General features: G+C 61.6%; 28 protein-coding genes and 1 pseudogene. 16 read left to right on the plus strand and 13 right to left on the minus strand.

What is annotated here, in order from left to right:
• Positions 1-43 precede the first annotated feature (43 nt).
• The gene (locus GN153_RS13690; RefSeq protein ID WP_159903721.1) at positions 44-331 is read left to right on the plus strand and encodes an amphi-Trp domain-containing protein; all 288 of its coding nucleotides are present in this window, start codon (positions 44-46) and stop codon (positions 329-331) included.
• A gap of 20 nt (positions 332-351) precedes the next feature.
• On the opposite strand, the gene GN153_RS13695 is transcribed toward GN153_RS13690, so the two are convergent.
• The 11 genes from GN153_RS13695 to GN153_RS13745 form a co-directional block, all read right to left on the minus strand.
• Complete coding sequence (locus GN153_RS13695) at positions 352-741, minus strand: CopG family ribbon-helix-helix protein (protein ID WP_159903723.1); 390 nt, start codon at positions 739-741, stop codon at positions 352-354.
• A gap of 165 nt (positions 742-906) precedes the next feature.
• Positions 907-1,620 (minus strand): DUF1405 domain-containing protein, encoded by a 714-nt coding sequence (locus tag GN153_RS13700; RefSeq protein WP_159903725.1) that lies wholly within the window; start codon positions 1,618-1,620, stop codon positions 907-909.
• Positions 1,601-2,404, minus strand: a complete 804-nt coding sequence (locus GN153_RS13705; protein ID WP_159903822.1) for an energy-coupling factor ABC transporter ATP-binding protein — start codon at positions 2,402-2,404, stop codon at positions 1,601-1,603. The genes GN153_RS13700 and GN153_RS13705 overlap by 20 nt, the downstream gene beginning before the upstream one ends.
• A 68-nt stretch (positions 2,405-2,472) precedes the next feature.
• The gene (locus GN153_RS13710; protein WP_159903727.1) at positions 2,473-3,285 is read right to left on the minus strand and encodes an energy-coupling factor transporter transmembrane component T family protein; all 813 of its coding nucleotides are present in this window, start codon (positions 3,283-3,285) and stop codon (positions 2,473-2,475) included.
• A gap of 1 nt (position 3,286) precedes the next feature.
• Positions 3,287-3,607 carry a cobalamin transport operon protein gene (locus GN153_RS13715; protein ID WP_159903729.1) on the minus strand — a complete coding sequence of 107 codons (321 nt, stop codon included), beginning with the start codon at positions 3,605-3,607 and terminating at the stop codon, positions 3,287-3,289.
• Entirely contained in the window at positions 3,607-4,287 is a 681-nt protein-coding gene (locus GN153_RS13720) for an energy-coupling factor ABC transporter permease (protein ID WP_159903731.1), read from the minus strand. The genes GN153_RS13715 and GN153_RS13720 overlap by 1 nt, the downstream gene beginning before the upstream one ends.
• A 115-nt stretch (positions 4,288-4,402) precedes the next feature.
• The gene (locus GN153_RS13725) at positions 4,403-4,810 is read right to left on the minus strand and encodes a CopG family ribbon-helix-helix protein (RefSeq protein ID WP_159903733.1); all 408 of its coding nucleotides are present in this window, start codon (positions 4,808-4,810) and stop codon (positions 4,403-4,405) included.
• A gap of 97 nt (positions 4,811-4,907) precedes the next feature.
• Positions 4,908-5,690: an ABC transporter ATP-binding protein gene (locus GN153_RS13730; RefSeq protein ID WP_201287906.1), complete on the minus strand. Its 783-nt coding sequence runs from the start codon at positions 5,688-5,690 to the stop codon at positions 4,908-4,910.
• The gene (locus GN153_RS13735) at positions 5,687-6,529 is read right to left on the minus strand and encodes an ABC transporter permease (RefSeq protein ID WP_159903737.1); all 843 of its coding nucleotides are present in this window, start codon (positions 6,527-6,529) and stop codon (positions 5,687-5,689) included. The genes GN153_RS13730 and GN153_RS13735 overlap by 4 nt, the downstream gene beginning before the upstream one ends.
• Positions 6,529-7,554, minus strand: a complete 1,026-nt coding sequence (locus tag GN153_RS13740; protein WP_159903739.1) for an ABC transporter substrate-binding protein — start codon at positions 7,552-7,554, stop codon at positions 6,529-6,531. Before GN153_RS13740 ends, GN153_RS13735 begins: the two co-directional genes overlap by 1 nt.
• Positions 7,555-7,734: 180 nt before the next feature.
• A complete protein-coding gene (locus GN153_RS13745) occupies positions 7,735-8,163 on the minus strand; it encodes a CopG family ribbon-helix-helix protein (RefSeq protein ID WP_159903741.1) in 429 nt (142 codons plus the stop codon).
• A gap of 365 nt (positions 8,164-8,528) precedes the next feature.
• Between GN153_RS13745 and GN153_RS13750 the strand changes: the two genes are divergently transcribed.
• On the plus strand, positions 8,529-9,098 hold the full coding sequence (locus tag GN153_RS13750) for a hypothetical protein (RefSeq protein ID WP_159903743.1): 570 nt from the start codon (positions 8,529-8,531) through the stop codon (positions 9,096-9,098).
• Positions 9,099-9,110: 12 nt separating this feature from the next.
• Here the strand turns inward: GN153_RS13750 and GN153_RS13755 are convergent, their stop codons facing one another.
• Positions 9,111-10,475, minus strand: coding sequence for a restriction endonuclease (locus tag GN153_RS13755; RefSeq protein WP_159903745.1), 1,365 nt, complete (start codon positions 10,473-10,475; stop codon positions 9,111-9,113).
• Positions 10,476-10,733: 258 nt separating this feature from the next.
• On the opposite strand from GN153_RS13755, the gene GN153_RS13760 reads away from it, so the two are divergent.
• Positions 10,734-11,147: a winged helix-turn-helix domain-containing protein gene (locus GN153_RS13760; RefSeq protein ID WP_159903747.1), complete on the plus strand. Its 414-nt coding sequence runs from the start codon at positions 10,734-10,736 to the stop codon at positions 11,145-11,147.
• 186 nt (positions 11,148-11,333) lie between these two features.
• Here GN153_RS13760 and GN153_RS17710 read toward each other — a convergent pair whose 3' ends face one another.
• Positions 11,334-11,477, minus strand: coding sequence for a hypothetical protein (locus tag GN153_RS17710; protein WP_236544823.1), 144 nt, complete (start codon positions 11,475-11,477; stop codon positions 11,334-11,336).
• On the opposite strand from GN153_RS17710, the gene GN153_RS17715 reads away from it, so the two are divergent.
• The 13 genes and pseudogenes from GN153_RS17715 to GN153_RS13825 all read left to right on the plus strand — a co-directional run bounded on the left by GN153_RS17715 (position 11,463) and on the right by GN153_RS13825 (position 23,242).
• A complete protein-coding gene (locus GN153_RS17715; RefSeq protein WP_236544822.1) occupies positions 11,463-11,624 on the plus strand; it encodes an SWIM zinc finger family protein in 162 nt (53 codons plus the stop codon). The two genes, GN153_RS17710 and GN153_RS17715, sit on opposite strands and share 15 nt — an antisense overlap.
• Before the next feature lie 113 nt (positions 11,625-11,737).
• A complete protein-coding gene (locus GN153_RS13770; protein ID WP_159903751.1) occupies positions 11,738-12,673 on the plus strand; it encodes a transcription initiation factor IIB in 936 nt (311 codons plus the stop codon).
• A gap of 54 nt (positions 12,674-12,727) precedes the next feature.
• Positions 12,728-13,888 (plus strand): hypothetical protein, encoded by a 1,161-nt coding sequence (locus GN153_RS13775; RefSeq protein WP_159903753.1) that lies wholly within the window; start codon positions 12,728-12,730, stop codon positions 13,886-13,888.
• Positions 13,889-14,014: 126 nt separating this feature from the next.
• Positions 14,015-14,296: a hypothetical protein gene (locus GN153_RS13780; protein WP_159903755.1), complete on the plus strand. Its 282-nt coding sequence runs from the start codon at positions 14,015-14,017 to the stop codon at positions 14,294-14,296.
• A gap of 329 nt (positions 14,297-14,625) precedes the next feature.
• Positions 14,626-14,871 carry a hypothetical protein gene (locus GN153_RS13785; protein ID WP_236544816.1) on the plus strand — a complete coding sequence of 82 codons (246 nt, stop codon included), beginning with the start codon at positions 14,626-14,628 and terminating at the stop codon, positions 14,869-14,871.
• Between the two features lie 34 nt (positions 14,872-14,905).
• Entirely contained in the window at positions 14,906-16,579 is a 1,674-nt protein-coding gene (locus tag GN153_RS13790; RefSeq protein WP_236544817.1) for a hypothetical protein, read from the plus strand.
• Entirely contained in the window at positions 16,576-17,955 is a 1,380-nt protein-coding gene (locus GN153_RS13795; protein ID WP_236544818.1) for a hypothetical protein, read from the plus strand. Before GN153_RS13790 ends, GN153_RS13795 begins: the two co-directional genes overlap by 4 nt.
• Entirely contained in the window at positions 17,952-18,962 is a 1,011-nt protein-coding gene (locus GN153_RS13800) for a hypothetical protein (protein WP_159903757.1), read from the plus strand. Before GN153_RS13795 ends, GN153_RS13800 begins: the two co-directional genes overlap by 4 nt.
• Positions 18,959-20,950 (plus strand): VirB4 family type IV secretion system protein, encoded by a 1,992-nt coding sequence (locus tag GN153_RS13805; RefSeq protein ID WP_159903759.1) that lies wholly within the window; start codon positions 18,959-18,961, stop codon positions 20,948-20,950. Before GN153_RS13800 ends, GN153_RS13805 begins: the two co-directional genes overlap by 4 nt.
• A 136-nt stretch (positions 20,951-21,086) precedes the next feature.
• Positions 21,087-21,281 (plus strand): annotated as a pseudogene (locus tag GN153_RS17885) (RNA-guided endonuclease TnpB family protein); the annotation flags it as partial.
• Positions 21,282-21,380: 99 nt separating this feature from the next.
• Positions 21,381-21,593 (plus strand): YgaP-like transmembrane domain, encoded by a 213-nt coding sequence (locus tag GN153_RS13815; RefSeq protein ID WP_159903761.1) that lies wholly within the window; start codon positions 21,381-21,383, stop codon positions 21,591-21,593.
• 236 nt (positions 21,594-21,829) lie between these two features.
• Positions 21,830-22,018 carry a hypothetical protein gene (locus GN153_RS13820; protein WP_159903763.1) on the plus strand — a complete coding sequence of 63 codons (189 nt, stop codon included), beginning with the start codon at positions 21,830-21,832 and terminating at the stop codon, positions 22,016-22,018.
• 213 nt (positions 22,019-22,231) lie between these two features.
• A complete protein-coding gene (locus GN153_RS13825; RefSeq protein ID WP_159903765.1) occupies positions 22,232-23,242 on the plus strand; it encodes a Cdc6/Cdc18 family protein in 1,011 nt (336 codons plus the stop codon).
• Positions 23,243-23,314 lie beyond the last annotated feature (72 nt).

Below are 23,314 nucleotides of genomic sequence, written 5' to 3' on the forward strand. Positions count from 1 at the left end.
GACAGAGGGTGCAGTTATCTGCATGGGCGGCATCTGTGTCCATATGCCCGAAGAGGTCCTGTTCAAATCGGAAAGCGACCAGAGTCGAGAGGAAATCGCAGCGTATCTTCGCCGTGTAGCCGATAAATTAGAACAAGGAGACGGAATCACTCTGAAATCGGGATCCGATTCCGTGACTATGGAACCGCCAGCTCGCCCGACGTTCGAGGTCAAAGCCGAACGTGAGGGGCCGACAGATGGACCCGGTGAATTGAGTATCGAGTTCGAACTCGAATGGGACGAGAACGGCGCTGATGGAGATGGTGGGAGCAGTCAGCTGGAAATCGAGTGAGAACCAGCCGTGAGTACAGCCTAGTGCTCCGCGAGGAGCATCAGTTTGACCCGACTCACCGCATCGAAATCGCGCAAGCGATAGGTGAGGTCCCGGACACGCGGTGCCGGTCCGCTGCAGAAGAGTGTCTCGAGACACCATTCTCCTTCATGGATATGATTCGTGGTCGTGATGACGTCCTGAAACTGATGTTGTACGTCGTGAATCTCTTCGATAACCGCTTCGTGTTCGTAATCGAAAGCGATGATAACGACGACGTCGCCTTCGATATCCTCCAGTCTGGTGTGTACCTCAATATACTCCTGCATCGCTTCGCGGACGCCTCGCGAACGTGAATCTAATCCCTCTGCCTGCCACGTCTCATCGAATTCGGAGAGGAGGTCGTCGGGGATGTTGAAGCTCGTGCGCATTTGGTGTTAATCTGTACTCCACACTTATGAGTTGTTAGCAATTGAATCCGCTATATTATGATAGTGGCCGACGGTAGAGTGAATTATTTTCCGGTGTTCGAACACCCCGAGCTGTAACGATCTGGCGGCGAAAGGCAGTCTTCAGGGTGATTCAGGCCTGTTAGTTCATATTGTTTTCACTCGTCGAGTCGCAACGGCGAGTATTGTCGCCAGTATCGTCAGCGCAACAGCGCCCGCAGCTGCAATCTCGTGTGCCGGGGAGACGTGCTGGACGGTGCCGTTCACAATCGGTTCGACCGGCAACAGGGTGTGATGCGGTGTCCCGACAATCGGGACGAAGTAGTCGACAAGGTCGTTGAATCCGTACCAGATTACGGCAACGAGAATCGCTCGACCCGGAAAATCACAGTAGCGATGGATGAGGAACGCTTGGACGACCATCCCCAAGTGTGAGACGAACAGGAAGGCGTACATCGCCTTCGAGGCGAGTTCTCGTCCGAGCAGTGGAACGACCTGCGGTGGTGGCGTAACCGTCGCGAGAAACGCGTCTGCGAACACCGTCAGGACGAACGGCGTCCAGAGGCCGAGCTTGATACAACCGAAAAACGCCAACACGTTCAGGTACTCGTTCGACCGGCCGAGTTTGTACAGCGCCAGCGAGCAGGCGATGAACAGCGTGGCCGTCGGACTGTCCGGGACGACCGGCCACGCGACGACCGGCTCGAGTTGGAACTGGGGGATATAGTACCAGAAGCCGAATGCCGTTCCCGCGATATTGATCGCAACGATTACCCACGCGTACTGCAGGGCAACGGTCTCGATCCGCCGAGGAAGTGGCGTGAGATACCGAGGGAGGCGCTCAGTCGTGTCCGCGCCCATCTGGAGAGGGTGTCTGTGTGGGTCCCAGGTTGTCGGCTTCTGTGAGGAGCGCCACCAGATCCGCTTCCGTCACTGGCTGTGCGGTCGTCCCCAGCCCTGCATCGCGAGCCACACGCACTGCACTCGGTGGGTGCAGGTTCGCGTCCGCCAACAGCGCGTCGTCGTAGAACACCTCTCGGGGCGTCCCGCTCCCGACGACGTTCCCGTCGGTCATCACACAGACCCTGTCGGCGACCTCGGCGGCGAACTCCAGGTCGTGCGTCGACAGGACGACGCTGATCCCGTCCTCGTGTATCTGTTCGATCCGGTCGGCGACCAGGCGCGAGCGCTCGGGGTCTAAACCCGCGAGGGGTTCGTCCAGGACGATCACGCTCGGGTTGAGGACGAGAACTCCCGCGAGACCGACGAGGCGCTTCTCGCCACCGCTCAGGTAGTGGGGGATCCGCTCTTCGAGGTGGGCGGCGTCGACGGTCGCCAGCGCCTCCCTCGCACGCTCTCTCGCGTCCTCGACGGCGACCCCGTAGTTCTGGAGGCCGAACATCACGTCGTCGAGCACTGTGGGGGCGACCAGTTGCGTATCGGCGTCCTGGAAGACGAACCCGACCGCTCGGCGTGCGGTGGACTCGTTGCCCTCCGTGATCGGCGTTCCCTCGACGACCAGTTCGCCCTCGTCGGGTACCAGCGTCGCGTTGAGGTGTTCCAGCAGCGTGGACTTCCCGGCGCCGTTGGGGCCGACGAGTGCGACGACTTCGTCGGGGTACACCGAGAACTCCACGTCGTGCATCCCGACCGTGCCGTCGGGATAGGTGTGAGCCTCACACCGGAGGTCCACGAGCGGGGACGTCTCCCGGGTCACGGGCTCACCCCGTAGACCGCGACTGCCGAGTACCCGATCACGGCGGCGTAGGAGACGACGAGGACGGCCAGTTCGCGGGCCGGTGGCCGTCCCACGTCGCCGTACACCGTGATGTCGCCGTCGTACCCGCGTGCCTCCATCGACGTGACGAGGCGCTCGGATCGTTCGATCGCCGACAGCATCGTCGTCCCCAGGATCCGGGCGTACAAGCGCTTGTTCGACCAGAACTCCGAGAGGTTCGCACCCCGGGAGAGCGCACCCTTGACCAGGTCCTCGAGGGTCTCGATCATCACGAACGTGAACCGGTAGGTGAGCAAGGCGATCTGGTCCAGCGGCCGGGGCAGCACTCGACCGAGAACGTAGGCGACGTGAGTGTACTTCGTCGTCATCGACGCCGTCAGCGCGAACGTGACGACCACCAGCGACCGGCAGGTCAGTTCCGCGAACAGGGTCGCGCCCGCCCACGTCACCGAGAGGTCGCCGAGCGGCGTCGGGAGTGCCCCACCGATCGCCACGCCCGGCTCGAGGAAGGCCAGTGGGCCGGCGACGGAGACGACGAACAGCATCGGCAGCGTGTACCAGGCAACCAGTCGTCGGTACGGGAGCCCCGACACCCCGTAGACCCCGAGGACGGCGGCGTACAGGCCGGCGAGCAACGCCAGGCGGTCCAGGGTCGTGACCGCGAGGACGAGTGCGCCGACGATCCCCAGTTTCGTCCAGGGGTTGACCCGGTGGAGCGGTCCCTCCCGGTGCTCCGCGTAGGCCGTGATCAGTCGCGGGTCCGGGACGTGGTTCGACAGCGCGGTCATCTTACGGGGCGTGGTCGGGGTCCTCGCCGTCGCGGACCCGGTCGACGTAGACGTACAGCGCCAGCCCGAACACCAGGAGTGCTCCCGCGATGGCCGCGTACTCGGTGACGAGACCACCCTTGCGGATCGGGCCGGCGATAACGATCCCGCGGCCGAGGTCGAGGATGGCGCCGCCGCCGTCGGCGAGACCGCGCTGGAGGGTCTTCGCCGAGCGCTTCGCCCACGGGAGGGCACCGCCGGTCGCCCCGAACGCCCACAGGCCGACCGCGGTCGCGACGGCGACGACGCCGACGAGGCCGCCGTACTGCTTCCAGCGATCCATCAGGCGGACACCCCCGCTGGCTCGTCCCGGCCGGACCGGTCGCCGAGACCGACGAGGTCGGGCCGCACCGAGGCCAAAAACTGGACGACGAACCCGGTCAGGAGCCCCTCGATCACCGCGACGCCGACGTTGATCCCGACGAGTCCGGCGACGGCGATCGCGAGGTCGGCCCGCGGGAGTGCACTCCCGTTGACGCCGCTGAGGACGATGATCCCGCCCATCAGGACCGCGCCCGAGGAGAGCCCGACGATTGCGGCCGTCGCCGTCGCGGGGAAGGTGTCCCAGTTCATCCCGATCAGGGTCTTGAACACGTAGTACGCGACGATCGCCTCGCCGGCGTTGATCATCACGTTCGCACCGAGGAGTCCGACCGCGCCGTGGCCCAGTGCGGCCGAGAAGACGTTGACCACGAGCGCGATGAGCCCGCCCAGGGCGGGCCCGGCGATGATACCCACGAGCGCGGTGAGGTTCATGTGGACCCCGCCCCAGACGGGGATGTTCAACTGGAAGATCGCGAAACTCGCGGCGGCACCGATGCCCGCGAGTGCGATCTGGTTGGGCTGGATCTTGCCGCTCCGCACCCGGTACAGTACCGCAGTGATCAGTCCGGTCCCGAGCACGGTCCAGAGGACCAGTGCCCACAGTGGGAACGAGCCTTCGCCGAGGTGGATGTGTGCCATGACTGATTGTGAATCTAGCATCCAAATATAATAAAGTTGCCTTACCACTGTAGGAGAGATAACAACTAGTGCATTACGCACCAGGTTGAGTTGCCAACCTCCGAGAGTGAAGCGATTACTCGACGACGTTAGCCGGGGCTACGTCGACCGGGAGAACAGTGTACTCCACCGAGACGGACTCATCAGCGCCTCGAACGGTTCCGACGAATCGCAAGAGGACATCGTACTCGGCTTCGACGACGAACGACTCGATACAGCCAGTGTTGCCCGTGAGACAATTATGCGAGTTCGAGCGGATCGACGCTTCGAATTCGTGGCGAATGTCCATCATCCTGCTCTCGATCTCGGGGTCGTCGTACCCAAAAACGGCCGTGACAGTCCCGACGACGCGTCGCCCCTCGTAGTCCGTCTCCTCGTACTGTTCCAGCAACGACCGGCACGCCTCACGAATGACTTCACTCCGTCCTCCGTACCCGTGTTCGTCGGCAAACCTGTCGAGGTCGTCCCGAAGTCGCTCCGGCATCGAAGAACTCACGATAGGCATATGTTAAGATTCTACTCTAAGATAATAGTAATAGTGGTTTATTCAAGCCATTGTTAATAATTTATGCCAATGGGGGTTAGAGGTGTTGTTCGTCGTGACACCCGAGTTCGTCCCGGATCTGTGCGACGTGGTCAACGAAGTCGTGTGCCGTCCTATCACGCGGACGGTCGAGATCGATGGGGAAAGACGACTGGACGCTACCGGGATCGGCATCCATAACGATGACCCGGTCGGCCAGAGTCACCGCTTCGTCGATGTCGTGCGTAACGAATACGACGGTCTGCTCGGTCTGGGCCCAGATGTCCAGTAATTCGGCGTGCAGTCGATCGCGCGTCCGAGCGTCGACGCTGGCGAACGGTTCGTCCATCAACAGGATCTCCGGGTCGGGAGCGAGAGCGCGAGCGATTCCGACACGCTGTTTCATGCCGCCCGACAGCTCCTTTGGATAAGAATCCTCGAATCCGTCGAGTCCGACGAGATCGACCAGTTCCCGGACCCGTGCTTCACAGTCCGCACACTCACAGGCGGGTCGGTCGAGACCGAACCGGACGTTCCCGCGGACAGTTCGCCACGGAAACAACGCGTACTCCTGAAAGACCATGCCTCGGTCCAGACCTGGACCCGTGACCGGGTCGCCGCCGACCAGAACCGCACCACTGTCCGGACCGTCGAGGCCGGCGATCGCCCGCAGCATGGTGGTCTTTCCACAGCCAGACGGCCCGACGACACAGCAAAACTCGCCCTCCGACACCGAGAACGAGACGTCTTCGAGCGCTCGTGTCTCCTCGTAGGCCTTGCTGACGTTCCGAACGTTGATCTTCGTGCTTTCCTCCCGCTCGGAGGACGAACGCTCGGTCATCGCCACGCGAGCACCCTCCGTTCGACGAGTCGAAACCCGACGTCCATACAGAGGAACGCCAGGCTGATCAGGAACATGTACGCGACGCTGGTCGCCATCGCGAGGTTGTTCGAGGCGTTGATGATTTCGTAGCCGACGCCGGGGGCACCGAACAGCTCGGCGCCGACCACGATCATCCAGCACCGACCGATGCTCGTCCGGAACCCAGTCAGCACTTGGGGTGCCGCACTCGGGAGCGCGACGAGTTTCAGCATCGAGAGGTCGCGCTCGACTCCGAGCGTCGATGCGGCATCGGTCAGTTCGGTCGAAACGCCCTCCACGCCACCGTAGGCGCCGTAGAAGTTGATCCAGAACGCGCCGACGAAGACGATGAACGCCGCGCCAGTGTGGTGGATGCCGAACCAGACGATGGCGAAGACGACCCACGCCAGCGGTGGAATCGGTCGCAGCACCCGGACGAGCGGCCGGAGCCAGTCGTCGAGTACCCCGTTCCAACCCATCGCCAGTCCGAGTCCGATCCCACAGCCCGCACCGAGGAGGAGGCCGGGAACGTAGTGGAACAGCGTCTGTGCGAGGTGTGCGAGTCCAGTCGGGAGTACCAGACTCGACCCCAGAACGGGGACCACGATCGTCGTCGAGGTCGCAAACAGCTCTATAAACGCGTACACTGACTCGAGGGGACCCGGCACCAGATACGACGGCTGGGTCGTCATCGCGCCAACCCACCAGACGAGCAGGAACACAACGAGACCGCCGAGGCCGCGAAGATACCGCTGCAGGTCCCCCTCGAAGGTTTCGGCCGTCAGCGCGTTCGAACTGGTGTCGGTCTGCGTGCTCATTACTGTATTGCGTCGTAGGGGTCGAACGCGAACAGATTTTCAGTTGCGACCGGATCCTCGATATTGCCGACGTTGGCGACGAACTCTCCCATCGTCGCGGCCTGATCGGTGATCGCGTGGGGATCCGAGATGAACTCCGACGCCTTCGAATCCATGGCGGCCGTCGCGAGGTCTTCACTCACGCCGGAGCCGATGACCGAGGCAGCGTGGCTGGCGGCGGCATCCGGGGAGTTCCCCGTGAACTCGGTCGCCGCGACGTGCTGTTCGACGAGCGATTGGGCGACCTCATCGTCGTCGAGCACTCGCTGGTTCGCGAACAGCACCGTGACGGGGTGGTTGTCCAGGATGTTCCCGGACCAGGCGAGTTCCTCGAACCCGTCAGCTTGGCTGATGATCGTCGCGAACGGTTCCTGGATGATCGTCGCGTCGATGTCGCCCGACTGGATGGTCTGGACCGCCTTCGCGGGCGGGACCTTGGACTTGTTGATGGTGGAGTCCATCTCACCGACGTCGAGGTCCTCCTGAATCCAGTACCGGAGAACGATGTCGGGGACGCTCCCGTCCGGCGGTGCTCCAAACCGGACCTTCCGCCCGTGCTCTTCTTCGAAGCGCTCGAACGTGGCAGCCCCTTCCTGTTCGTAGAGATCGGCGAGTTCGGTCGTCCCCATGATCTTGAAGCCATTTCTCGAATTCGCCGCGAGGATACCGGCGTTGGTCCCTTTGTCAACGAGGACCATTGCAGGAGTGATCCCGAAAAGCGCAACGTCGACGTCCCCACTCGCGAACGCCTTGACAACACTGGGGCCGGAGCTGAACCGCTCTATTGAGACATCTGACGGAACGTCCTCGTAGTACCCCTCTTGCTCCATCACGTAGTGTTGCATGTTCGGGTAAATCGGGACGTACGCGACCGTGACGGAATCAAGTGATGCACCTCCCTGACCGAGACAGCCAGCAATTCCCGTCGCAGCAATCGTGGTTGCGCCTGCCTTCTGGAGTAGACTTCGGCGCGAGATTTGAACCATCAGTGTTACTAACTCTAGAATCAGTTCTAATAATACCTATGATTCTAGCAAAGAGAGTTAATACTGATAGAGGATAGGGTTCGGAGATGTTGCTAGAGTCAGCGTGAATTCAGCGAGAATCCCGCGAGCGACCGCAGAGAGCGAGTGGGATGTCGGCTCGCCGGAAGGGGCAGAACAGTATCAGTTCATATCGGCTAGCGGGCCGAAGTCGTCGACGGGTAGCACTGAGTAGTCGATCGTGAGCGTGTCCTTCGTCGCTCGGATCTTCCCGACGAACGTCGAGATTTCTTCGAGCGACCCTTCGAGTACGAACAGTTCCATGCAATGATGGCCGCCGACGTGGCTGTGGAAGTTCGATGCGACGATGTCCTCATGCTCGTGGCGGAGGTGCATCATCTTCTCCTCGACGCTCGTCGTTTCGTAGTCGAAAACCACCGTGACGACGCCCATCAAGTCTCGGTCTTCGAGTTTCTTATCCTCGAACTCACCGAGGAGATTCCGGCTTGCTTCACGAAGTACCTCACTGCGACCAGTATAGCCGTGGTCGTCAGCGAACTGGTCGATTCGGTTAAGCAATTCCTCCGGCATCGAGACGCTGACCACACTCATATAACAATATGGACTGCGAGAAATATTAAGGATTATCATTTTCAGCTGTGACATTACAGTGATTATGGATATGCCCTCTCAGGATAGTGGGATACCGGCACTCTAAGAGACACCGAGTTACTTCGAAATTGTCGAGTGTTGCTGAAGCGAATATCAGGGTTAGTCGGAAGCTTGTGACGTATCTTGTTGGAGCGGAGAAGACAGAAGGCACGCATCAAATCCATCCTCCGAGGTTGTGGAACCATAGCCTCGCTGAATACTGAGCCACATATGTGTGCTGGTCGGTGGACACCCCGACTTTCGGATCGAACGGGTTTATTCGGCGCCGGCGATGGGTGCCGGCGCACACGCGTCGGCGGTGAGCGATGTCCACACGAAGTCAACTCCGATTCGTTCAGCGTGCCGACAATGACGGCGCTCAAGACGACGACTGTGTCGCGCAGGTGTACCGACATTCTGACGGCTATCCAGCGAGCGTCCTTCGGGACCTCGCACAATTGAAGAGCCTCCTTGATGCAACTCGCGCCGAGCGTGGGCCAAGCTACACGGCAGCCGTGTTCGTGTTCATCGACAAGCTCTCTACGGTCGGCCTGTATCTGGACGGCCAGCTGGAGCGAACCATCGACGCAACCCAGCCAGCCGACCTCCTCGAGCCGGCCAACATGGAGCACCTCGACCAGCCGCTGTTCCTGCTGGGCCACGGCGTCGAGAATCCTGCTGACGGGATCCACGGCGACGAGGACTATCTCTACGTCGTCGACATCCCGACACGCGAGGCGTTCGATGAACCGACTGAGTGGACCGTCAAGATCAGTGAGCACGCCGGCTTTCCTCGCTGGGGTGGGCTCACGGGAGAGGCCTTCGAGCGAGCCAGTTGGCAGTTCCAGGGGCCACTTGACGACGCACTCACGGAACTCGCGGCGGAGTCGGCATGAGCGTGTAGGGAGTCAGATAACGCCACTGACGACGAGCAGACCAACGATGAGCAGTAGCGTCGCGACCAAGCCACCACCGACCAGCGGCTTGTTTTCCATCGCCTTCTCGTGGATCGGCATTTCCGCATACTCCTCGCGGAACGCTTCGAGATTTTCCTCGTCGTAGAAGTACTTCGTCTTCAGCGCGAAGCGTTCGGTAACTGCACAGCCCGTACAGACTGGCTCACCTTCGAGCCGTTCGGTTTTGATGTGGCTGTCGCAGGCGACCGCCCCGCAATTAGGACAGTAGGTGTACGTCTCGCCGACGCCGCTCGTCTCACAGTGCACACAGCGGTGGATCCCATCCTCGACGGTCACCCGTGACGGGCCCGCTGTATAGTATTCGTAGGGATACGAGTACTGCTGTAATTCGGTCGTCTGGCGCACCTCTGGAAGGTAGACGGACTCGATGGATTGGACCGAGATGTCCGAGAGATTCGGCTCGCACGTCTTGTTGTACGTGACGTTATTGTCGCCAGTGTAGGTCACCGTCGTCGTGTGGTGGTCCTGGAGCCGCTCAACGGCCCAGTCCTTGTACTCGGTCTGGGTCTGGCCGAAGCGGCGCTTCTTGAGGTCGTCGAATGCCTCCCCGAACTGGTCGAGATCCAAGTCGACCGCCGCGTGGAGGTTTTCGGTGACCAGGGATGCGACCTTCTCGTCGGCGACCTGGGGGTGCCCACGCTCGGCGTGGACGACGAACCGTGTGCGGTCGTTGATCCGATGGATGACGCCGACGGACGTCTCGAAGACGGCGTTGGTATCGGCAGTGATCGCGACCACCGGGCGGAACGTGACTTGCGAGTGTGGCGCCGGCAGGTCGGCAGCGTCAATGTTCTCGATATCGCGAAACGCCTCCTGGACTGGTGCGTCAACACCGGCGGCCGGGTCGTACGGCCGCAGGGTCTCGTCGCAGAGAATCTCGATACGCCCGTTGTAGAGGTCGAGGCCTATCTCGTCGGCGATCTCCCGGAGGTCTTCGCCGTCGACCAGTTCGATGGGGTGAGGGTCGCCGTTCTGTTGGAGGCGCTGGGCGTACTCTTCGGCAGGTCCAGTGAACCGACCGGTCGTGACGACCATGCCGCGCCTGGGGCCGTCGAACTCGAAGGTCGCAATCGCCGAGTGCAGTTTCTGCACCACTGGACGACCCACCGTCTCCGTGTGCTTGCACTCGACGACGATTCCCCGTCGCGTACCATCGACGACTTCCTCCATCAGGATGTCCCGTCCCTCATCTGCCGTCCGCTCGGCCTGACGGACGTTCTCGTACCCGAGGTTCCGAAAGACGTCTTCCATCAGGTCCTCGAACTCGAACCCCGAGAGTTCGTCTAAAACAGCCATCCTGCTCTCATTCGAACGTATCTTGCCACTATCAAATACGTTGCTGTACCCAACTCAGACGGAGGACGGCGCGATGCGCTCCTGTGTTACGGGCGGTTCTCGCTCACGTTGACGAGCACCGCTTCAGTCATACACGGGTCCAGTCCCGATCTAACAAGGGAAATGACTGTGTGAATTGCTGACTCCACTCCAACTGTTCCATCTTAGAGTAATTTACTCAGGAGTAAACTACACGATGCTTGAGAGTGTACCAAGTGTATGAACACCGGTCTTGAGGCTGCTGGGGAGACAGAAACCCGTGAACTCGTCCATTTTATCACCCAGCAGACGCGGTTCGCGCTCATCAACAACATCCTCCAGCACCCTGAGCAGTTGCCCTCGATGTACGAACTCGAGGAACTCAACCCGAGCGTCAGCGACGCCACCGTTTACAAGCACATCCAGAAGCTCATTGATGCTGGCATCGTCAAAGAGACCGCTCTCGATGACGAGGACCGTCAGCAGGGCTACCCCTGGAAATTCTACGGTCTCACTGACGAGGGCCGCGAATTCCTCGAGGATCACAACCTGCTTGCGGCCGAAGAGACACTCCAGCAGATCTACGAGACCATCTCTGACAAGCCCGACAAAATGGTCAAATACGAGAGTGCGCCACGACCGGACGATGCCTGACTGACCTGACGACACCCGACCCGGCTCTTTTCGACGCATCCCGTACTGGTCGATACGCACCCGGTTTGTGGCTCAACTACCTCCCGTCCCGGAGTGGGCCACGGTGTGTTTGTCGGCCCCCCGAGAGCCTGAGGGCCACTGGGCCCTGAGCAAGCGATGCCTGATTCCACCCATCCACTGACGCAATTAGACTGTACGCCGCGCCTCCTCAAACGCGCCCAGTACGAGGCTTTCGAGTTCTCGCTGGTCGACGGCGACATTCGCGTCCGGAATGCGAGCCACGTTGACCCAGCAGCCCACGAGTACCGCGTCCGCATCGATGACGAGCACCCGGTCGCCTGCACGTGTCCGTTCGACACTCGCGCGGCCAAGGCGTGCAAACACCGTCTCGCCGTCGCGATCCGACCCAGGCTCCTGGACGCGGCCGCCACGATGCAAACACTCACTGAGGTACGGTCACGCCCACAGGTAGAGTAGCAGGGGAGCGGGCTACGCGGACTACTGACGACCGTCGTCATTCGCGAGCAGCTGGTTTCTGTGTGCCCCGGGAGGGGCGCGGGGCAGTCCAGACGGGCGCCTCGCGAATTCCCATGTCGTTTCGAGGACCCTACGCGAACGGCTACGACGAAGCGAGCGGCAAAACAATCCCTACTGAGGAGTGCCCCGAATGCAGCGGTGCTCTCATGACCGAGGACGGGGAAACCCGGTGTGTTGACTGTGGACTCATCGTCGGTCAGCACCAGCTTGACCGCGGGCCGGAGACGCGCCGGTTCGACGATGACACGACGGACGAGCCAGCAGAGCGGACTGGCGCCCCGCTCACGTTGGCGCGGCACGACCGCGGCCTCTCGACGGAGATCGGCTACAAACGCGATGCCAAGGGTAACCAACTCTCCACAGAGAAACGACGCCGAGTGAGCCGGTGGCGACGCGAGCACAGGCGCGGGCGGTACCGGAGCAAGGCCGAACGCAATCTCGCCCACGCCTGCGGGGAACTCGCTCGGTTGGCCAGCGCACTCGAGTTACCGGAAGCGGTCGAGGAGGAGGCTGCGGCCATCTACCGCGAAGCACAGGCCGAGAACCTCATCCGCGGCCGGTCGATCGAAACGATGGCCGCTGGCAGTCTGTATGCGGCCTGTCGAGTGCAGGGCCATCCTCGGACTGTTGAGGAGATCGCCGCCGTCGCCCCCTGTGACCGCGCCAAGGTCGAACTCGGATACGGCGTGATCAACCGGGAATTAGCGCTGGAGACGGCGGTGATCCGACCCCAAGAGTACATCCCGGCGCTGGCTTCGAAGTGCGAGGCGTCTGACAACGTCCACCACCGAGCGCTCGAACTCGCGCATCACGCCGAGGAGACGGGGATCGCCAACGGACGTGACCCGAAAGGCGTCGCGGCAGCCTGCCTGTACCTCGCCGGCCGGGAGTACGGGCAGGACTACACGCAAGAGGAACTCGCAAACCTGGCGGACGTGTCGGCGATGACGCTTCGCGAGCGGTTCTGGGAACTCCGCGAGCAACGGTAGTGTTTGTGATGCGCCCGGGAGGGATGCGGGCGCACTCGTGCCCGTGGAGTATCGATGACTGATCCCGACCAGACCTGCGTATTCGCAGGTGTCGACGGACGCACTGACACAGAACTGCCACGCTGGTTCGCCCAGCAGGTCGCAACCGACGACGTGACCTCGTTCGCGGAGGCGATCCGCAGTCTCCCACAAGCGACAGAGACGCGGGTCGCCTACCGTAATCCCTACACCGAAGAGTGGGTTTCCACCGAGCGGTTCAACGCCGTCGTCGAACCGGGTCGGCTGCGCGCCCAGGCGGGCGATAGCGAACCCGACGCGGACCCGCTGTTTCACGTCCCGACGGACAGTTACGCGATTATCAATCCGACCGACGTCTACGCGCCTCTGGAGGATGTCCTCCGCGAGGAAGCTATCGACGGCAAGCCACTCGACGAGGTGGTTTTCGGCGAGATCCGGACCTACCGCGGCGGCGGCGAGGTCCATATGGACCTGATGTTCGACGGGCTGTCGGTTGACCTCCCCGAGCGCGACTCCCCGATTACGATGGGCATCACGTCGGGGTACGATTTCTTCGGCGGCCATGCGGTCTACGTCGAGGGTTTCGCGCGTGACACCCGGTGTGCGAACTCGATCCGCCAGCTGACGGATCGCGAGACAATCAAGCACGTCGGCGACGTCGGTGACTTCCGGGCCTGGTGGGAAGACCGGTTGGGCCAGTTGGGGCTGGTGGCTGATGACCTCCTCGCGTTCATCGAAGATGCCAGCGACATCACCGTCGCGTTCACCGACGTGCCCTTCGACGTGACGGAGTTCTACGAATTGCTGGAGTTTCCCTCCTATCTCGCGGAGCAGGCCGCACGCGATGCCCGGTCGAACGCCACAGACCCCTTCGAGATCGACATGTGGACGCTGCATTCCGGAGCGACGTACGCGCTGACACATCACTTCCGCGGGAAGGAGGGCTCGTCCTTGGACCAGTACGTTCGCACGGCCAACGACATCCTGTTCAATCCCGAAGCGACCGTCGACCAGGTCGAACAGACCTACGAAGAGCGTGCCGAGGCAGAGACCGACGGCGACGGTCAGACGGGTCTGGAAAGCCAGGCGGCGCTGGCGCAGATCGAACAGGTGAGTCAGGACGTCCGGGCCAAGGCCGACCAGTTCGAAGAGCGCGAAGCCACGTTGCGAGAGCGGTTCGCACAGGCCGAACAGTAGGGAACAGACTTCTTCAGCCCGTCAGTATTCTTCCCTCTCCAAGACTGGGACGACCAGTTGGTTGCCCGGAACATGTAGATCGGCCATCAGCATTTTGTGCAGCTATCCATCCAGTCTAGGTGTATCATGTCTCAACCGCCCCAGAATACCGAGTCTCCGTCGGCTGACGGTGACGAGGAGTCCCCCGCGACGCTCGATGGCCAACTCCACGAAATAAAACAACTCACTGCGACCGAGTCTGATATTCTCGAGGAGCTCGGTTTCTATTCGATACACGACCGCGATACATCTCGACTGCTGACTGTCCCTGTCGAGGCGGAGGCGTTCGACGATGTTGCCAAGGTGAAACAGTTCTATATCGATGATGGTGAGCAGCCGATGCTCGTCGTTCTCCCGCTTACTGCCTGACCGCGCGCACTTCTTCTGGTAATCCTCCTGGCGACATAGCTGAAAATCTCAGCACTTCGCCGCTTGTAATCACTTACAAGATCTTCTCATCGCTCTAGAAAAATACCAAAATTCTAACTATTTATCTCGGTCCGGTCGACGTAGTTCAGATGATGGCTCATGATGGTACCCGCTCGCTTCGATGTACGGCCCTCAAATTCAGCTCAGCTCGGCTCCCCAAGCGGTACATCCTGACTGCGGTCCTGGTCGTTGCGCTGCTCATACTGTCTACGGGCACAGTCAGCGCGCAGAGCGGATCCGGTCCCGGGACGGCATTCTGTGACACTGAGATGGCTGGGACGATCCAGAACCTCTTCACCATCATCCAGTTTGGTGGCCCACTCGTCGGCGGCGTCCTTGCACTCGGCGCGACCGTGGCGATGCCGGTGGTGCGCCGGTCGGACCGGAAGAAGGGGCTGCGCGCCGTCCAGATGCAAGGACTGCTCTGGGGGGTGATCGTCGCCCCGCTCGGGACGGAGATCGTCCAGTTCATCCTCAACAACGTCGTCGTCGGAGGGACCAGCTGTGGGTTCTGACAGCGCCTGGACGTTGGGCGGTCGATGCAGTCTCGTGCTGGTCGTGACGCTCGTCGCGGCCCTGGTCACCGCGACCGGAGCAGAGCCGACAGCCGCACATCCTCCCAACAGCACCGATCACAACGTCTCCAACGAGAGTTTCCACGGGCTGTGGTCGAAAGACGAGGACGCAGTCGGGGAGAACGCGACCATCCCCAACGGCTCGGCCCGCGAGCAACTCGCAGCCGGGACGGACATCCCCTATAATTCCTCACCAACGGCTGTTGCAAAGTGGAACCGTGGTGACCACCGAGACTTCCCGGACACGAACGCGTCGGTCTCGATCCATCCGCCGAACGCGACGCTGACTGACAAGCAGTTCATCAAGGATGCGTACGCAGAGATCTTCGCGATTCAACCGTCGACCCGAGCCCGGATCTCCCCGACGAAGCAACCCTACTACGTTGCCTCGAACGGGACGCTGCGTGGGGTGGTAGACTACCGGGTAGCGCTTCCGGAGACCAACAGCTCCGGTGACCGTCGGACTGTGTGGGCGGTCGCTGACCACGATATCAAGGGCACGACGCTGCTGGTCAGCGGGACTCCAGAGACTCGTCGGGATGGCGCGCACACACCGACGTTGGCCTACAACTTGGAGAACAACCTGGGGACGGACCACAAACTCGAGTTACGTGCGACGGTTTCAGCCAAAGTAGAGCGACGTAGACAAAGATGTACCTCCCGGAACGAGTCGGGAGGCTGTACCGGCTGGGCAACAGAGGATACCAAGCAGTTCACAGAGCAGGCGACGGTCACAGATTCACAGCAAGTCACGGAGTATGTTCTGACCGTCTCCGGCTTCATCGCCAGGTATCCAAACGGTGACCTCGGCGTTGTCGTCTACAAGAACCAGCCCTGGCTGGGATATAGCGTACCGAACGGAGAGGTCCGGGGTGTCTGGCGGTTCTATTCGGCCCGTGATACGGCGTGGGATCACCTTGTCTACAACACCAGCGATGGGAACCAGACAACGCACTCCCCGCTTCACCCACTTCAAGTCAATGCGTACCCGATCGAGACCGGGCCGACAGCCTCGCCGGTACGCAACGTCACGATTCTCGGCGCCTACGGCGAGACGGTTACTCCACCGACGCTGCCCGACGACATTCGGCTGGATCGAATGGAGGAACCGTACACAGCCAGCTACGGGATCGCCACCCGCGTCGCCACAGACGAACAATTGGAGACCATCCGAGCCCAGGGATTGGTACGCGGCGTGACGGTCACCCAGTCCACCGACGGGTTCTCGCGCGTTCCGATCCATGAAAGCAACCTCACCTTAGCAGTCCTTAACCAGACTGGCGAAACCGTCACCGTTCGCGCTCACTTGCAGGACAATCGGACGGGGGCAGCGATCGCAACTGTCCAGCGAGGCGGCTACTTGGTTATCGGCGGCCAGCGTGCAAACACCACGCTGAACGGGACGGTCACCGTCACTGTCGACCGCCCGCTCGGTGGCGTCTCGGCCCGGTACGAGCCGGGCAACTGGTGGAGCACACAGGTGGGGTACACCAGCGCGACTGCTACCGTCACCCTACAAGGGAGCGCGCTGGCGCTGATCGGCCGGCTCTTCCGGCTGCTCATCCCGGTCGCACTGTTCCTACTGGCGGTCTACCTCATCGACCGGGTCACCCGATGGCACATCTGGCCACCCTGGAGGGGACTATGAGAGACGGACGGATGGGCCGGTGTAGTGACTTGGCTACCCGAGCCGCGGCTACGTTCATCGTGACTGCTACCGTTGTGCTCCGGTTCGGCGACTCCCACGCCAATGCTCCACTCGTCGAAAGTGGGCTCGGTGACATCATCACAGGCGCGATCCAAGAGGTCCTCCGGCTGTTGTTCAGCCCGATCCGCGGGGTTATCGAAGAGCACGGTGACGCCGTCCTCCAGACGGTCGTCGGGACACCGCATCCGGATGCCGTCTTCAGCGCCCCCGCGAACGACGCGTGGCCGGCGATCTACGAGTACTACTGGCAGACGTTTTTTCCGCTGAGCCTGACGCTGTTCGGGTTGGTCATCGGCTTGGTCATCTTCCTTGAGTCGACCAGCCACCTCTTCAGCAGCTACCACCGGTCGAAGCTGAAAAAGCGGGCCTTCGCCGGCCTGCTCGGACTGCTCTCGTGGTGGTGGATCGCCGCGCTCTCCTTGCGGTTCATGGACACACTGGCGCGATTTCTCGTCCCCGCAGTCTCGGATATCACTGTCTTCCAGACGCTCTCGTTCTCGGGGATGGGCGTGCTCGGGACGGTCGTCGCACTGACAGCGAACTTCGTCCTGTTCATCCTCATCGGGCTGATCTACCTCGCGCGCCATCTCGCGCTGTACCTGTTCGTCCTGTTGATGCCGCTGCTGATCGTGTTCTGGATCCCCGGAGTCGGTCCGTTCCGGCTAGCCTCAGCGTTCATGAAGAAACTGGCTGGTTTCTACGTCCCGTTCCTGTTCATGACTGTCCCGGTGGCCCTACTCTTCCGGCTGGGTGACCTCCTCGGCACGAGCGTGGGGCCGTCGGCCGGAGAATTCGGCGCCTGGTTGACGGCGCTCGTAATTCCGCTGTTGGCGGTCTTGTCGCCGTTTATTTTGTTCTGGCAGGCTGGGGCGCTGTTCTTCATGGCTGACCGGGCCTCCAAGTACATGTCTGCCCAGCGCGCTCAGCGGCGGGTCGCGGGGGGACGTGACCGACTCCAGACGGGGCGGCGGGGCGGACGCAATCTCGCCCGCGGGCTGCGTAACGAGCCCGCAGTGACCGGCAGCGGCCAGTACGTCCTCGACTCCGGGGAATCGCGTGCCCACGCAACCGGACGACGCCTCCGGTCGGCAAGTTCGCGTATCCGGGGTACGCTGCTTCCTGTGAGCGAGCGTACCGACGGTGAAGACGGCGGTCGCAGGGACGCACCTGCTTCGCGGGTTGAGCCAGGCAACGTGGACGGACGCGATGGCTTCGGCGACGAGGCCGGTCGGACGAACCGCGACCCGCTCCGCGACCCACGGTCCGACCAGTCCAGTGACTCGAGCGACATCGAGGATGCGGAGGACCGCTCATGAGTGGAACGCCAGACTCCGCAAAGCGAGTGCCGAAGGCGCTCGGGACGGACACCCAACTACTCGGGACATACTCACTGACTGACCTCGCCGTCGCGGGCCTCCCTGGCGTGGTGGTGATCCTCGTCACGCAAGTCGTTCTGCCGCCGTCGCTGTCCATCTATGGGGTTCCCGTCTCGACGCTCACGCTCCCGCTGGCAGCGGTGGCCATCGCCATCGGCGCAGTGTTCGTCTACCTCACGCCGGCCTATGTCACCAGCCTGGAGTGGATCCGGCTGTTCATCGGCTTCCAGCGTAGCGACGCCGAACTCACCCACGAGCAAGCCAAAGAGTACACTCACGTCGAACGGGTCTACCCCGAACACGACGCCATTGAGCGGCCCGACGGCACGCTTGTCGGCGCGGTCCGAGTCGACCCACCGACGATGGCGCTGGCGACCGACGAGGAGTGGCATCAGGCCAGCGACGCCTTCGCTGATTTCGTCAACACGACCCTGGAGTTCCCGATCCAGATCTACTCGACGACGCGGTCGTTCCCGGCCGAGGAATACATCGGCCACTACGGAGAGCGACTGACCGACCCTGATGTTGCCGAGAACGACCAGCTCCGGACGCTCATTGAGGAGTACACGGCGTGGTACGAACAGGAACTCGCCCAGCGCCAGATGACGATCCGGGACCACTACATCTTGGTTCCCGTGGGTCCCGACGAGGTTCGATACGAGCGCGCCAGCCTGCTCGACCGGCTGACTGGACTGCCGGTGGTTGGCCTGCTGGTTGAGGTCTGGACCGCTCCCTCTCAGTCGGAAGAGCGGGCCGCAATGGTGGCGGAGCTCGCCGACCGCCGCGAACGCGTCGCTCGCGGGATGCGCGACATTCAGGGCTGTGATACCCACCGTGTGCCCGCGACCGACCTCACCCAGCTCGTCGCCGAATACTGGACCGGCACCGACCGCGCGTACGGGACGCCTGAGGATGTCCTTCGTACGACACAGATTGTACACTCATGATCCGTGACTTACTGCCCCGGAGAGATCCGAGCGAGAACGGCACCGAATCCGAACCAACAGAGGACGCTAGCGGTGCCGACGAGGAAGACAAAGATACGGGTCCGGAGGAGATGTCGGACGCATCGGCGGAATCGACCGTCGCCGTCGACTACGAACGGGACGAGGAGGCTCTCCGTGATATCCCCGACATCCACCAGACTGTCGTCTCGCCGTCGACGATCACAGAGCAGCCAGGGAGACTCCAGACGGAAGGCGGCCAAGCCCAGACCATCTGGGTCGGGGAGTTCCCGGACGCACCGAGCGACGGCTTTCTCGAGCCGCTATATGCCGCAGCCGAGACACGGCAGACCGACATCAGCATCCACATCGACCCCCGGGATACCCAGGCGACACTGAACTCCCTGGAGAACAAGATCGAGGATCTAGAGGCGGACTACGAGTATCTCCAGGAGAAACACCGGGCGAGCGCGCGTGGCGTTCAGCGTGATCTTGAGGACCACCAGGAGATGTACGATGTGTTGCGGAACACCGCGATGCAGGCCTTCGACGTCTCGATGTATCTGACACTCCGGGACGACGAACGGGAGACCCTCCCCACCGAGGCCGTGACCACCCGGCTGCGCCAGGCGCCAACCAACCTGACGCCGATCGTTCCCCGCCTGGCACAACTTCAAGCGTTCACAGCCGCCAGCCCAGTCGCACGGGACCGTGGCGTCGAGGCGCTCAACAGCCGGACACCAATGCTCGGTGGCGCCGTAGGTGCGATGTTCCCGTTTGTCGCCGGCGCCTTCGCCGAGCCGGGCATCGAGTATGGGACCTACGCGCTGAACGCGAGCCCGCTTATCCTCGACCGGTTCCGGCGTGAAACCGGCTACTGTGCGATGGTGATCGGCCGGCTCGGGGCAGGCAAATCCTTCGCGACGAAGCTTCGGCTGCTCCGGCGGGCGATGTTCGACGGGGAGACGGTCATCATCATGCTTGACCCGATGCGCGGGTTCACCAGCGTAGCCGAAGCGCTGAACGCCGAGTGTGTCACAGTCGGCGGACGCCAGGGACTGAACCCCCTAGAACTCAAGCAGACGCCCGAAGACGTGCTCTCTGCAGCGGATGACATCGACCCATGGGGAGAGCAGATTTCCTGGGTGATGACGTTCTTCGCGACCTTTTTCGACCAGGTTGCCGACCATTCCCTCGGCGAGCGCAGTCAGACGCTACGCCGGGCCGTTCAGGAGGCCTACAATGCTCAGGGGATCACTCGTGACCCGACGACCCACAGCCGAGAGTCTCCGACTATCCAGGATGTTATCGATGTTCTGGAGGGGATGGTTGAGGATCCGGAGTCGTTCGGGTACGCCACCACTGGCGAACAGGAGGCCGTGCGGACTGACGCACAGTCGTTGTTGAAGGACCTGCGCCCGTCCTTCCGTGAGGACGGCGAACTGGCAAATCTCGCCCGGCAATCGGAATTCAATCTTGACTCGAAGGCACTCTACCTGGATTTGCATCAGGAGGAGGGCACCCAGGGGCGGGCGGAGACGAGTCTCATGATGCAGGTGCTGTTCAACAGTGTCTACGAGCGGGCCAAGCAGACCGACAAGAAGGTCGTCTTCTGTATCGACGAGGCCCATTATCTGATGAACGATGCCGTCTCTCTGGACTTCCTGGAGACGGCCGTCCGGCATAGCCGCCACTTCGACCTGAGTCTGGAGTTCATCACCCAGACCGGCGGGGAGTTCACGCTCACACCGGAGGCGCAGACGATCGCGAACCTGTGCTCGGTGTCGGTGCTGCACCGGATCAACGAGGAAGAAGAGAAGATCGCCCGGTGGTTCGACCTGAACGACAGGCAGGTCGACTGGGTGACGACCGCGAAGGCCGGCGAAGAGGAAGACGGCTACGCGGAGGCGCTTGTGGGGATCGACCAGGAGGGGTGGTTCCCCGTCCGGATCCGGGCCAGCGATGCCGAAGCGCGGGTGATCGATGGGTAGTCTTCACGGGGCAAAGGCGGCTCCACCGAAGGGGTCCTCTGTAGGCGGCACCAACCGCGTCAGTACCAGCACTAGGCTATTTGCCACTAGTCGGTGAACGGACGGTATGACGACTGCGGACTCACGGGCCACTCGACTGTATGTCTGTTCGTCGTACGAGACGACGATGAACGCAGACGTGAACGGTGCGGTGAACACCCGGCGAAAGATAACTTAGAGTCCTCCGACCGGGAATATGAGTAACGGCTGGTTGGCACAGCCCGGAGTCTCTCTGTTCGACCGTGAGAGCGGCCGGTTCACACCGAGAGAACACGGAGACTGCAAACCATAATATCCAACGCTCTGGATTTCTCCGCCCGAAGGCGGAGGAAATGTCAGCAACGATTGAGAGTTTCCATAGAGCCAAAGACCTGACGTACAATGTGTTGATATGGATATTGAACAAAATGTTGGCGGCCGTGATCGCCTTGCCCGTGCAGTGTTAGCTGTCGTATTGACCATCGTCACGATACGTGCCCTCAAGCGTGGAAAAACGATGATTGGCCTCCTCGCGGGGCTCGGTGCTCTCGGGTTCGGATTCAATGCAACGACCTGTTTCTGTGGCCTGAACGAGACGCTCGAAATCGATACGACAAGCGAATAGACTGACAGGGCGCGGACCTCAAAACTCGATAATTGCGAATCTGGACCTGAGTGATGGCTGACCTGCAAACCCCCGAAGCGCGCATCGACGGCCTCCAGGAAGCTGCTGAGTGACTTGGGGAAGCGCCGACAATTGAGCAGCACAACGAGCTCGACATTCGTTCAGCAGCGTCGACGATCGAGAAGGTATTCGACAGCTGGTTAGCCGCGCAGGAAGCCGCGGGGGTAGCGCCGACAATGGAGCAGTATACTGAGACAGAACTTGAAGCTGCAATCCGTGATGTGAACGGCCGCGTTGACGGGCTTCTCACTGAATCAAAGTACAAGGGCGCCCGTGACAGTTCGCACCCAACGAAGGAGACTATCCACTATCGGACTGAGAGTTTCGCAATCTTCCTTAACACGGTTCTCGAGGAGATCGAGTAAGCATCCGGTCTTGTGGAGCGGCGTCGAAACGGCACCCAGGATGTGATCTCACAGCTGGCGGGGGGATGTTGGGTTGTACTTCGGTCAGCCGGTACTATCGCCACCGGCTGGGTAGGCTTGCTGGGATAGAGCCAACCAACCGCTGCGTTCTGGTGATTTTACTTTCACTCTACCTGGCGACCATTTACCGGGAAACAATCACCAACTACGTGCATGATCACCGACGCCCGCGCGCTTCAAGAGGATTACATCCCCCACGACCTTCGCCATCGAGAGGGGCAGATCGACGCACTCGCTTCCAGTCTGAAACCGATTGCCCGCGGGCTATCGGGCGAGGACGTCTTTATTTTTGGCCCCAGTGGGAGCGGGAAGACCACGCTTGCGAAATACGTCGCCGACCAACTCGAACAAGAAACGCTCACGCTTCGTCGGGGGTATGTTAACTGTATCTCGGACCCAACGCCCACGGCGGTGCTCTCGACACTCGTTCGTGATGCCAACTTGGGCGCCCGCCGTCCGGATGGGACGCCCCGAAGCTACTATCTGGATCTGCTCCGTGAGGCCGACGATCAAATCCTTGCGATCATCGACGAGTGCAATGTCCTGGATGATTTCAGCCTCCTACGGGCGTTATACGCCATCGATGGCGTCACGATTGTCGCCATCTCGATCAGCGAAGATGACCTATTCAGTGCCGCCGATCTCCAGTCACAAACCCGGAGTCGCCTGCGGTCCTTCGGCACGCTTCGGCTGAGCGCGTACAGCCACGCCCAGATGGTCGATATCTTAGAGTATCGCGTCGACCACGGGCTGGATCGCGACCGGATCACAGACGAGGCAATCGACTATATCGCTGACCTTGCTGCCGGCAACGCTCGCGATGGGATTGCCGTCCTTCGCCGGGCCGCCCGCCGGGCCGCGGCTGATGGGCTGGCTATCGACCGGGATCTTGTGAAGACAGTTCGCGGCGACGCCCGAGCTGACGTTCGCCAACAGCGGGTCCGGTCGCTTGGCACCCACCAACGGACGCTGTACAATATCATTCAGGCCCACGACGAGATCCCTGCAGGCACACTGCATGATGAGTACGAGCGTCGGATACAGGAACCCCGGTCGAGGCGTCGACGTCGTGAGTATCTCAATGCGCTTGAGCAATACAGTCTTATTGTGAGTGACGGCGACGGCCGCTGGACGACTTACATGACCACCGAGCGAGCCGACTGAGCGATGGTCAAGCTCGGCAAATCCTGCCCTGCGCTGGGGCCCCACCAGAGCAGGGCTGTACCCGGTTTCGGA

Origin of the sequence: Salinirussus salinus, assembly GCF_009831455.1 — an archaeon.
Classification (GTDB): Archaea; Halobacteriota; Halobacteria; order Halobacteriales; family Haloarculaceae; genus Salinirussus; species Salinirussus salinus.